The sequence below is a fragment of the Mesorhizobium sp. P5_C1 genome, assembly GCF_054049815.1.
In genome coordinates this window covers 1-11,743 of record NZ_JBFULQ010000151.1, presented here as the reverse complement: position 1 = coordinate 11,743, position 11,743 = coordinate 1, and the positions used below count along the sequence as shown (strand labels likewise).

6 protein-coding genes are annotated in these 11,743 nt (G+C 64.1%); all 6 read left to right on the top strand.

Translation table 11 applies throughout. From position 1 onward, the window contains the following. Positions 1-308 (top strand): hypothetical protein (locus ACXJ7R_RS14455; RefSeq protein WP_457152430.1); only part of this gene is annotated, 308 nt, incomplete at its 5' end. After that, on the top strand, positions 305-4,153 hold the full coding sequence (locus tag ACXJ7R_RS14450) for a hypothetical protein (protein ID WP_457152429.1): 3,849 nt from the start codon (positions 305-307) through the stop codon (positions 4,151-4,153). The genes ACXJ7R_RS14455 and ACXJ7R_RS14450, both read left to right, overlap by 4 nt. Beyond that, the gene (locus ACXJ7R_RS14445; RefSeq protein WP_457152428.1) at positions 4,150-5,490 is read left to right on the top strand and encodes a hypothetical protein; all 1,341 of its coding nucleotides are present in this window, start codon (positions 4,150-4,152) and stop codon (positions 5,488-5,490) included. Before ACXJ7R_RS14450 ends, ACXJ7R_RS14445 begins: the two co-directional genes overlap by 4 nt. An 11-nt stretch (positions 5,491-5,501) precedes the next feature. Beyond that, positions 5,502-7,535, top strand: a complete 2,034-nt coding sequence (locus ACXJ7R_RS14440; protein ID WP_457152427.1) for a hypothetical protein — start codon at positions 5,502-5,504, stop codon at positions 7,533-7,535. A gap of 20 nt (positions 7,536-7,555) precedes the next feature. Continuing rightward, a complete protein-coding gene (locus ACXJ7R_RS14435; protein WP_457152426.1) occupies positions 7,556-9,676 on the top strand; it encodes an RICIN domain-containing protein in 2,121 nt (706 codons plus the stop codon). A gap of 64 nt (positions 9,677-9,740) precedes the next feature. Further along, positions 9,741-11,743, top strand: a 2,003-nt coding sequence (locus ACXJ7R_RS14430) for a leucine-rich repeat domain-containing protein (protein WP_457152425.1), incomplete at its 3' end; no start/stop codon positions are given.

Sequence of the window (11,743 nt, the reverse complement as noted above, 5' to 3'; positions counted from 1 at the left end):
TCGTCGGGCAGATCGAAGGCGTCATGACGGCTCTCTCCGGCCTCGCGCACGTCGTCGACGATCCGGCGATCACCGCCGAGCTTTCTTCCTGCGCAGGATTGGCCGGAGCGTATTCGAGGCTCGACCTCACGCTCGACACTGGCGCGCTGACCGCGACGATCAACGGCCCTTACGAGGACTGCATCAACCATGCCCGGGCGGTGGTCGGGCGGTTCCAGAATCCATCGCTTTCCAAGGCGCAGATGGCCGAACTCGCCCGGCACGTGCGCCAGATTTCCGAGGTCTTTCTGTCGACGGGGCAACCATGAGACGGTTCTTCCTGCTTTGCGGACTGGTCGCCAGCATCGTTTTCGGCGCTGCGGGAATGGCGCGCGGGCAGGACTGCATGGCGCTCGACGTCGACGCGGCGGCCGGCCATGCCGGCCAACTGACGACGCTGCTCAAGATCGCCAATTTCCGCGCCGACGTGAAATACATGGGTGAAGTCGCCACCGAACTCGAACAGTTCCTGACGACCTGCGGCGACGAGACGACCGGACGACTGGCGATCGTGTGCGATTTCGACTGCCACCTGCAACTTGGACGCTATCGCCTGTTCCTCGCCGCCGACATGCCCTTCCTGTCGTCGGCGAGCGGCGTCAGCCGCAACGATACGCCCGTCTCGCCGCAAGCGGCGCAGGAATTCGGCCGGCAAGGCATCGAGATCGTCGACCGGGGTCTTCGCATTCTGGCCCGACAACAAGGCGGTGACCAGGGCACCGCGGCGGGAGCAGATGCGAGTTACCGCACCTTCGTGCGGCAGCTGACGGCGCTGTCCTCGCTGAAGATCCAGCTGCTGATGAACACCGGCGACGTCTGGTACCAGACCGTCTCGGAGGCACGCGTCAAGGCGCTCGAGTTTCTGGTCAGCGATACGCTGGGCGCTGTCGGAGGCGCTGGCCTCGACAGCCAACCCAACCTCTCCAAGGCCTACACCAATTACGAGGCCGCGATGTGGGTGCTGGTCGAGACGCAGATGGATATTCCGGGCGAGTCCACCTACGACGACCTGCGCGCCGACCTGCTGCTGCAGCAGAGCGACCTCGATGCGCGCATGGACAGCGTGCGCAAGGGCTTCCTGTTCCTCAACATCGACCCGATGCAGTTCACGACGATCCCGTTCGAGGACCTGCAGCAGGCCCTGGCCGAGAGCGAGCTGCGGTTGACCGAGGTCGAGCGCAATGTCGAGGCGCTGGTCGAGCGGTGGTACGCCAACAAGGAAGGCGAAGCGACGCGCGCGCTCGACGAGGAGCGGACGATCCGGAGCCAGGAAGTCAACCTTATCGCCCACAAGATCGGCAAGCTGGAGCACGAGGCGCAGACCTWCGCCACCACTGTCCAGCAAGAGATCAACGCGGTCGACGCCGAGAAGGACACGTTCGGCTATCGCCAGCAGATCAGATCGCTGGAGATCGAGCTCGGCACCAAGATAGCCGAGTTCGAAAACCAGCGCCGCCAGATCAATGACAGGCAGGAACTCGACCTCATCGTCCTCTCCAAGGAGGCCGAGGTCGAGCGACGCAACGAACTGCGCTGGCTGCTGAACTGGGAAATGACCCAGATGAACCTCGATCTGCAGATTTCCTCGCTCGAGAGCCAGATCACCGAATACGCCCGCCAGACGGAGCGCAACGCCAACCAGCTCGAACAGGCGGTTCGCCAGCGGCAGATCCTTCAAACCCAGATCGCCAACAACCAGGGCGCGATCGCCCGCGCCAACGACACAATCACCGAACTGCAACTGCGCCAGACCGACCTCTATCAGCGCCGCCGGGCCGTCGACCGCGAGCAGCTTTGCGGCATCGAGAATCAGCTCGCCCTGATCGGAGATACGGCCGACCATCCGTTCACGCCGCTGCTCGCGGGCGAACAGGCATGCCAAACTGTGACGCCGGCCTTCACGCGCAACCAATACGTTGCCCAGATGTGCGGCCCGGACGGTCAGTCGGGCCTCAGGGCCCAGCTCTTGAACTCGCAGACACAAGCGAAAGCGTTCCTGATGAAGTGCGTCATCGGCAGCGCCGACTTCGCCGATGTCGAGCCGCTGATCGCCGACCAGCAGATGATCACATCGAACATCCCGCTGCCGCAGGAACTTGCGAACGTCGATTGCGGTTCTTTTTCCCAGACAGAAACGGACTTCGCCAAGAAACTCTACGAAGCCGAGAGGGACCTCTATGCGAAGAGGAAGGCGGACCTCGAGGAGGCGCGTGACCAGGTCGACGGCCAGTTGTCGGAAGTGATCGCCTGGTTCGTCGCGTTCAACGGCACCACACAGGCCGCGCAGGTCATCCTGACTTCGGTGCAAGGTGCATACTCGATCGGCGCCGCGGTGCCCGAAATCATCACCTGCGCCTGCGGTTTGGGCAGCGGCGTCGCGACTGTGGTGGACGTCGCCAAACCGATCAGGGCAGCCTTGGAAGCGGCCCAATCCATCCTGTCGACGATCATCACCACCGGCCAGATCACTCAGGCGAATATTAATGAAATCAACGCGCTGAAACAGCGCCTCACGCAGCTCCGCCAGGCGATTGGCCAACTCGATCTCGACAAGGCGCTCAAAGCAAGGGCGCTGGTCGACACGCATTTCCAATTGGCCGGCCGGTTGGCGCAAGGGGCGCAGGAGATCAAGGAACTGACGCTGCAGGGCTCGATGGCGGCGGTTGACTGCCAGAGCCAGGATCTCAGCATCGACGAGCAGGTGGCGCGGCTCAAGTCCGACCACGAACGCATCCTCGCCGGGCTCGATCTTCAGGCGCGCGAAAACGACATGCTGAGTTTCCAGATCACCGACCAGCAGCGCACGATCGACCGGCTGACCAATGAGATCGCGATCCTCAATCTCGAACTCGACAAGCTGTCCCTGTCGGAAGCCCAGCTCAACCAGGACAATGCACGTGTCGCCGAACTGGTCGCGGCAACCAACGGCCGCATCGACCGCGTCCGCGCCGCGCAGACGACAGTGACAGGCCTCGCCGAGGAATCAAATGCCTCGACCAACCTGATCAACGAACTGCGCGACCGGCAGAAGGACAAGATGCTGGCACTGAACGATGCCGAACTCGCCTTCGTCGAGCAGCGCATCACGCAGTCGCGCGGCAACACCGAGGAACTCGTCGCGGGACTGAACCAGGCCAAGGATCTCGGCCTGAAGAGCCGCGCGCTGCAGGACAGCATCCTGAAGTTCCAGAGCAACGTTCAGGCCGAGGTGACAAAGCAGCAGGAGGACATGACCAAGCTCGTCACCCAGATCGACGATCCGGCGACGCGCAAGAATCTGTTCATCGCGAACCAGGACACCATCGCCGACCTGATGAAGGGCATTCCCGAATATCTGGTGACCAAGCGGCGCGTGCTCGAGACCGCCAACCGGCTGATGCACCTGATGCGGCGCCGCTTTGAAGTGGTGCAGGCCTTCACCGGCGACGCGGCGACAGTGCCCGCGGTCTATGTGCGCAACGCAACCCAGCTCCAGGCGATGATCGACGACATCGTTGCCAAGCGCTTCTTCGACGAGCGCCAGATTAACATCGATGTCGCCCAGATCGTCGTGCCCGCCAATTCAGGTTTCGCCCGCAAGCTGGCGCTCGACGAGAATGTCGAGTTCGAGGTTTCCCCTTTCGCGTCGACCGACGCGCTGATGAAGGCAAACGGCTATTTCGCGCTGTGGGCGCCCAACAAATTCCGCGAGCGCAAGAACCTGACCCTGATCGATGTCTTCGCCGGCACCGACTACCAGTGCACGGGGGCGCAGTGGAACCGCTTCGCCCTGCAACACCGCGGCAGCGGCTTCATCTTCAAGCCGCTGACCAAGGGGTCGAGCGAGGTCCGCGCAGACATTTCGGTCGGGCCGGAGCGCGTCGCGTTGCAGACCTTCTTCAACCAGGCCGACAGTGGCGACGAGATCAGCCGGATCATCCGCTACTGGGTGCAGGATCGCTACCAGGCGCGCAAATTCCCGCGCGCGCCCGGACCGTCGAACGACACCAGCCTGATCCTGCCTTATCTCGGCGCGCCGCTGATCGGCTCCTACCGGCTGTCGCTGCAGCCGAGCGACTGCCCGTTCGACGGCGCCGTGTTCACCCTCTATTTCATCTTCGCGAGCGCGCCATGAGAGCCGTCGTCGCCACAGCAGCGCTCGGTCTGGCGCTCAGCGCGACGGGAGCGGCCGCGCGCGACCTCTTCGTCGACAATCTCGCCGGCTATACGATCGAATCGCGCGTTCTCGACGCTCCCAACTGCGAGGGGCCGGCCATTCCGGACGGGACGCTGAAGACCTTCGAGCAAGGCCTCTGCGTCTTCCACCGCCCGGCCCGCAGTCCAAGCGACAGCGAACGTGCGGCCAACCTGATGCGGGAGGCGCAGACACGCGGACTGCCGCCCGTCCACCAGCAACTCGCCGGGCTGATTTCAGGCTTGGCGACCTGCGCCGAGGCTACGCGTCACCTCGACGCCTACCGGGCTTCCGGCAACCAGAACCGGATGGAGCAGACGCTGTTCTGCCGCGACCGGCGGCACAGCCAGGCCGACCTGAACGCGATCGAATGGAACCATGCGCTGTTCGAATATGCCGACGGGCTCGCTTCGAACCGAACGCTTGACCAGAGGCTGGCCGAGATGAGCGCCTGCCAGGCCGGGCCCTTGAGCGCCGATTTCGACGCCCAGTGCGGCCTGATCTCCAATCTGTCCGACACCGAGATCGATGCCTTCGCCGACGGGGCTGCCGGCAAAGTCATCGAGAGCTACTTCGCCAGCGTCGAGAGCCCGATCACCGCGATGTTTTCGCGCAAGCTGAAACGAGCCGAGGGCCTGGTGCAGAGTTCGCGCGCCGGCATCGATGACATTAAGGCGGGCGCCGACACAGTGAACAAGGAATACGCCGCATTGAACCAGGTCTACGAAGCGGCGCGCGACACCAAGATGGGGCCGATCTACAACGCCTACCGCGAGGCGATCCTGAGGGCGACCTCGATCCTCGACGAGTTCGACCGGTGGAAGGGCGGGCTGTTCATAACCTCGGAAAACATCAACCTGATGCCGAAGATCACCGAACGATCGGGCGAGATCGCGGGCGAGAAGACGCGCGTCGACGGCCTCGCCTTCGAGGCCAAGGCGAGCGCGCTGGTCGGCGACATCAAGCGCATCATCAATGCCGACGCCGAGAACCGCGCCTCGGTCGCCGCCTTCTGCCGCATCTATTTCTGCGAACTGACCAACCGCCGCGCGATGGCCGACGTCATCCGGACCTGCCGTCGGCCGGCGCTTGCCAACAACCCGCTGTGCGTCGGCCAGAACGGGCAGATCACCAATGGAACTCTTACGGTCGACTTCCAAGGGCCGCATTCGATCACGGTCCAGGCGCTGTGCCAGTCAGCCGGCCTCGATCCGTTGATGACCGAGGTCAATATGGACCCCGCGCGCGCCGCAAGCTGCTTGAGCGAATTGAGATGAGACAGGCGGTCATGTTGTTGCTCACCCTGGTTCTCGCGGGCACGTCAGTGGCCCGCGCCGAGCCGCAGCTTGCCGCTTTCGTCACCGACCAGAACAACGACGTCTATGTCGCGCTTTTCGACGGCAAGGCGGTGGAACTTGCCGGCTGCTCCAGCCCGGGCCAGGCGAAAAGGTTGCTGCACCTGGCTGACACCGCGCTAGTCTCGGAGGCGACGCTCGCCAAGCTTCAAACTGAAAACAGTTTTGGGATGCAGCCGCGGCTGCCATGCCCCGGGACGGCATTCAATATCGACTGGCCGGCGACGACCGCGATCTGGGCCGATGTCGAAGCATCCGGCAACTACTATCTGCCTTCCCCCTCGGGCACCGGCTATTTCGCCGTGCCCACTGCCTGCGCCGAGATCAAGGCGGCACTTGCCATCCGCGAGCGGCTGCAACTGCCGGGCGTGCTCCAGGGTTTTGCCGCGCCGCCCGACGTCGGGACACCGTTCGTACTCGATTGCGGGCGCGGCGATCTCGGCGGTCCATCGGACATAGCGGCGGCGAGCGTGGCCCGTTGGAGCCTGCACCGGTTCGAAACCTTCCTCAGCGCCGAAAGCATCGGCGACACGGTCTATGTCGTGCGATACACGCCGCCAGGCGAAGGCGCGCAGCCCTCCTACCTGCCGATTGCGCGCCTGGACGGCAAGGCGACGCGCGACGTCATCGCAGATGTGGCCGCAGCGGAAGCGGCGGAGACGAAGCTGCGGGCATTCTTCGGCATCGCCGAGGCCGAGGGGGTAACCCTGCTCGGCGCCGACGCTGTGGCGGCGCTTCGTTCGGCGCCCTTCGTCGACCTGTGTCTGTCGAATTGCGATGGCTATCAGCGCGAGCACGCGGCCTTCGCGCAACCGGGCATCGACCTCGGCCTGTCGCCGCTGTCCGCTGGCCTGTCCATCACCTCACTCGACCCACTCGGCAATACGCGGCTGGACTGGACCTTCGCGGAAGGGCGGACGCTGTCCTTCACGGGTTGCCCGCTTCTAACATCGGCGCTTGGCCTGTCCGCCCCCGGCATTGGCGACTGGATGGGCGAGACAGATCGCGCGCTGACCGCCACTCCGCCGCCGGGTACCGGTTTCGACTGTCGGGGGTCGGCCAGCGATACCTGCGTTCGCCGCGTCAATGATGGCGGCACGCTGACGCTGGCGCAATTCTCATCCGAGGGCGATTGCGCCGGACGGACGAATCTCAGGCTCGAACTGCCCGCATCGGTCAAGGCGCCGCAGACACTTATCCTGAAGGGATTGCCGTTCAAGACGGTGCACATGGCGCCAGCCCCCGGCGTCGCCCGCACGCGGCTCGTCGGCACCGCCAACCGGGTGCCTGCCGGCACGTCCTCATGCATCCTGTCCGCGACCGGGGTGATCATCGTCGCGGACGGGTTGCCTCGGCTCGAACTCGAGCGGATCGACCTGGCGCGGGCGGCCGATCAAACGACCGATGAGGTCGTCGCCGTGATCGCTCAAAACGGCGCGGTCGCGCTCGACGATGTGACCATCGGCACCGTGGCGGACGGACTGTCACCGATGGCGCGCGGCGCGTCGCTGTGCCTGGCCGACCTTTATGCGCGAGGGCTCAGAGTTGAAGCAGACATGCTGGCGATCCAGGGCGTTCGGGCCCGGCTGCTGATCTCGGCCCAGGCGCCGGTCCGCTCCACCCTTGTCCGCGCGCGTTTCGGCGCGGTGCTCACTTCCGACAGCCTGATGCGGATGGACTTCACCGACATCGCCGCAGCCAATCCGCTGGTGTTGCGCGGGGCGGTCGTGGCGGGTCGCTCGGACGGGCTGGCGCCGACGGCAGCCGGCCTTGCGGTCGGCTCCGCTATCCAGCTCGAGCGCGGTTCGTCGGCGAATTTCACCACCTCGACGGTGTCCGGCTTCCGCTGCGCTGTCAGCTTCGCCGACAGCGCCTCCAGCGCCAGTTTCCTGCTGCCGGGCAACGACATCGCACACGACAATACCAGCCGGGCCTGCGGGCCGGGCCGCTTCAGCCTCGTCGAATAGAGCGAAAGGAGGATTGGCAGATGAACCGTATCGCCCGATCGCTGCTCCACCTGCTGGCGCTGCTCGCGGTGATCCATGCCGGTCCGGCCCGGGCCGAGGAACCGAAGGTCGTCCTGTTGGAAGACCCGACGCTGAACGCCACCCGCTTGCACTATCCGCTGCTCATCTCCGAAGGTCGCGGCTACCGCATCCGCTGCAACGACCAGGCAGACGAGGAAGCGGTGATCCGCGGACTGGGCTTCGCCACCGTCCCCTCGCAAGTGCTGACCGTCGTCGACAACGCAGTCATCGCGGCCGACCCAGCCGCCAATCCGCTGTTGTGTCCATCCGGCGAGAACTACCCGATCAAGGTCTTTGCGCATGATGGCGGCAGCGGCATCGTCTACTATCTGCAGTTCCCGACCGATTTCGGTTCGCCATCCCTTTCCGACCAACTCTACATTCCCGGCTGCGGGCCTTTGGTCGAGGGACTGAAGCTCGACCTCAATCAGGCGATCGACGCCGACCCGACCCCATTCTTCGCCGGAAAGGTCCATACCATCGCATGCGTTGCGGGGCCGCCGGTTGTCGGAAGGASGACGACCTTCGCCAGTTGGTGCATCAAGGATGACCTTGATCCGGCCCAGCAGACGACGGTCGAGGAACTGCTCGACCTGACACCCGGCGGCGCCGCGGCCCTTGGCAATCCGGTGGCGTGCGCAAGCGCACAGGATTTTCTCGCGTCGAGCACGACACTCGACCTGGCCGGGCGACGGCTGACAAACCTCGAGCCGCTGGCGACACTTACCCATCTGACGAGCCTGACCTTGTCCGGCAATGAAATTACCGACATACGCGAGCTGGAAAAGCTGACCAAGCTTACGTTCCTCGATCTGTCGCGCAATCGGATCAGCAACATCAGCGTGGCGGCGGCGATGAAGGATCTGGCCGAGGCCGACCTCAGCTCCAACCAGATCGCCGATCTACGGCCGCTCGCCTCGGCACGGGCGCTGACCCGGCTGGTTCTGGCCAGCAACAAGATCGTCGACGTGTCGCCACTACGGTTTCTGCAAGAGCTCACCGCGCTTGACCTGTCGAAGAACCGGATCACGGATGCGCGTCCCTTGATGAGCCTGACCAAACTCGCCGCTCCGAACCTGCGCGCAAACCGCTTGGCCACGGCGCAATCCGTCAGCGCCATCCTGCCATTCAATCCGTCGCTGGACGGCAATCCGGTCTGCATCAGTCGACCGGAGCAATCGACCGTGGCCTCCGGCAAGATTTTTGAAGCCTGCATCACGGCAGTGAAGGAAGGCGACGTGGTGCTGGCAAACATGCAGACCGGCAAGTGCCTGGCTGTGGCCGAGGGGCGCCTCGACAACAACGCCCCGGCCGTCCTGTTCAATTGCGACGGCGACCAGTGGCGTCGCTGGAAACTGGTCGAGACGGATGATGGTTTTCAGCTGCAGAACGTACGGACCGGAAAATGCCTGACGATTGCCGGCGGGGTCAGCACCGATAACAACGTCCCTGCCCTCCAATTCGACTGCGACCGGGACGCATCGCGACATTGGAAGCTGACCGCAACCGGCGACGGCTTCCAGGCTGAAAACGTGCAGACCGGGAAATGCCTGACAATTGCCGGCGGGGAGAGCACCGACGACGACGTCCCTGCCCTCCAGTTCAACTGCGACCGACATCCGTCGCGGTTCTGGAGCATCCGGGCGGCTGACCCCGAGGTGATGCTGGTGAACAGGCAAACCGAAAGGTGCCTGTCGGTCGCGGAAGGAAGAACCGACAACAACGCACCGACGGTGCAATTCGACTGCAACGGCAGTCAATGGCAGCGCTGGAGGCTGGTTGAGACAGGCGACGGCTTCCAGGTGGCGAACGCCCAGACGGGCAAGTGCCTGACGATTGCCGGCGGGATCAGCACCGAAAACAACATCCCGGCCTTGCAGTTCAACTGTGACAGCGACCCTTCGCGCCGCTGGAACCTGGTCGAGACGCGCGACGGTGTTCAGGCGGAAAACGTCCAGACGGGCAAGTGCMTGACCATTGCCGGCGGAGTGAGCAACTTGAACAACATCCCGGCCCTTCAGTTCACCTGCGACCGCGATCCGTCAGGCTACTGGACCATCAAGGCGGCGGACGAGAGGTAGTGCTGCCAGTCGCCCGGGCTGATTGAGCCGCAACGATCAGCCTGAGCTCGAAAGGAGAGATCCGATGAACCGCATCGCCCAATTGCTCCTTGTTGTGGTCGTGCTCGTGGCCGCCGGGCCGGCCCGCGCGGACGAGCCGAAGGTTGTGCTGTTCGAGGATCCGGGGCTGGAGGCGAACCGGCTGCACTATCCGCTGCTTATCTCGGACGGGCGCGGCTACCGCATCCGCTGCAAGGATCAGGCGGACGAGGAAGCGGTGATCCGCGGCCTTGGGTTCGCGACGGTTCCTTCGGAGGTGCTGACCGCCGTCGACAGCGCAATCGTCGCCGCGGATCCCGCCGCCAATCCACTGCTGTGCCCGTCGGGCGACACATATCCGATCAAGGTTTTCGCGCACGATAATGGCAGCGGCCTCGTCTACTACCTGCAATTCCCCTCCGACTTCGGCGCGACGACGTTTTCCGACCGGCTCTACATTCCGAGCTGCGCGCCGCTGGTCACCGAGCTGAAGCTCAATCTCGACCAGGCTCTGAACGCCGACCCAACGCCGTTCTTCGCCGGCAAGATCCACACCATCACGTGCCTCTCCGGCGCGCCGCTGGTCGACAAGCCGACGACCTTCGCAAAGTGGTGCGTCAAGGGTGACCGCACGCCGGCTGAGACGGCGACCGTGATGGCGGTTCTCGATTCAACGCCCGGCGGGGTCTCGGCGCTCGGCGACCCGGCCGCCTGCGCCGCGGCACAGGCCTTTCTGGAATCGATCACAACGCTCAACCTGAACGGCAAGGGCGTGCAGTCGATCGAGCCGATTGCGGTGCTGAAGAACCTCACGAGCCTGTCGATCGCCGACAATTCGATCACCGACCTCGGGCCGCTGACCAAGCTCAAAACGCTGACCTTCCTCGACATTTCCGGCAATCACGTCGGCAACATCAACGCGCTGGCGCCGCTCATCGCGCTGACGCGGGCCGACGTCTCCGACAACGACATCATCGACATCCGCGCCCTGTCGGCGCTGGCGCTGCTCACCAACCTTACGCTCGACAACAACAAGATCGCCAGCCTCGAGCCGCTGCAATTCCTGCAGGCGCTCTCGACACTGTCCATCGCCAACAATGGACTGACAGGCGACATGCTCGATCCGCTCAGCGCCCTCGGCGGCCTGACCAGCCTCAACCTCGCCAACAACAAGATCGAGACCTTCGCCAATCTCGGCAGCTTCCCCTCGACGCTGGCCATCAACCTCAGCGGCAATCCAATCGTCTCGGACGGCGGGCAGAGCTTTGTTGACCTGTGCGTGCTGCATCGCGACGCGGCGACCCCGCTTGGGCAGACCATCCGCGCCATGGTCGAATTGGAGGGCGGCGGCACGTGCGCCGCGGTCGGCAACAACCTGCTGGCGACCACGGCGCTCGACCTTTCGTCGAAGATCGTCAGCGACCTACGTCCGCTCGCGACCTTGCCGCAACTCACCTCGCTCAACCTATCGAGCAATGCTATCACCGACGTCGCGCCGCTTGCCGGCCTGACCAACCTCGGCATACTCAACCTGTCAAAGAATTCGATCGTCAATGTCAGGCCGCTGGCAGCGCTGTCGGGCCTGATCAATCTCGATCTTTCCGACAATCCCGTGCAAGCGACCGACTTCCTGTCGGCATGCTTGATGCGGAACCAGACTGACTTTCTGACACCCGCGCAAGCCACGGAAGTGAATGCGCTGCTGTCGATCTCGGGCAAGGCTGCCTGCGGCAAAGCCTACGACGATCTCAATTCACGCCAGTTCGCCGACGCGAAGAACCGCGGGTTGACCAGCGTGTCGCTCTTCCCGGTGATGGCCAATCTCACCTCCATCGACCTGTCCGACAACCAGTTGTCCGACGTCTCGGCGCTGTCGGCGATACCGGGGCTGACGAAGCTTTGGATCCGCAACAACCAGATCCCCTCGATCCAGGGCGTCCTGCAACTGCGCCGCCTCGAACAACTGAGCATCGACGGCAATCCCGTGTCGAACCTGATCGGCATCGGGATGCTCAACAAGCTGACCAAGCTCTATTTCTCGAATACACA

Excerpts from the sequence above, each read along its gene's own strand:
- ACXJ7R_RS14445 (WP_457152428.1), top strand. The coding sequence starts at position 4,150 with ATGAGAGCCGTCGTCGCCACAGCAGCGCTCGGTCTGGCGCTCAGCGCG.
- ACXJ7R_RS14440 (WP_457152427.1), top strand. The coding sequence starts at position 5,502 with ATGTTGTTGCTCACCCTGGTTCTCGCGGGCACGTCAGTGGCCCGCGCC.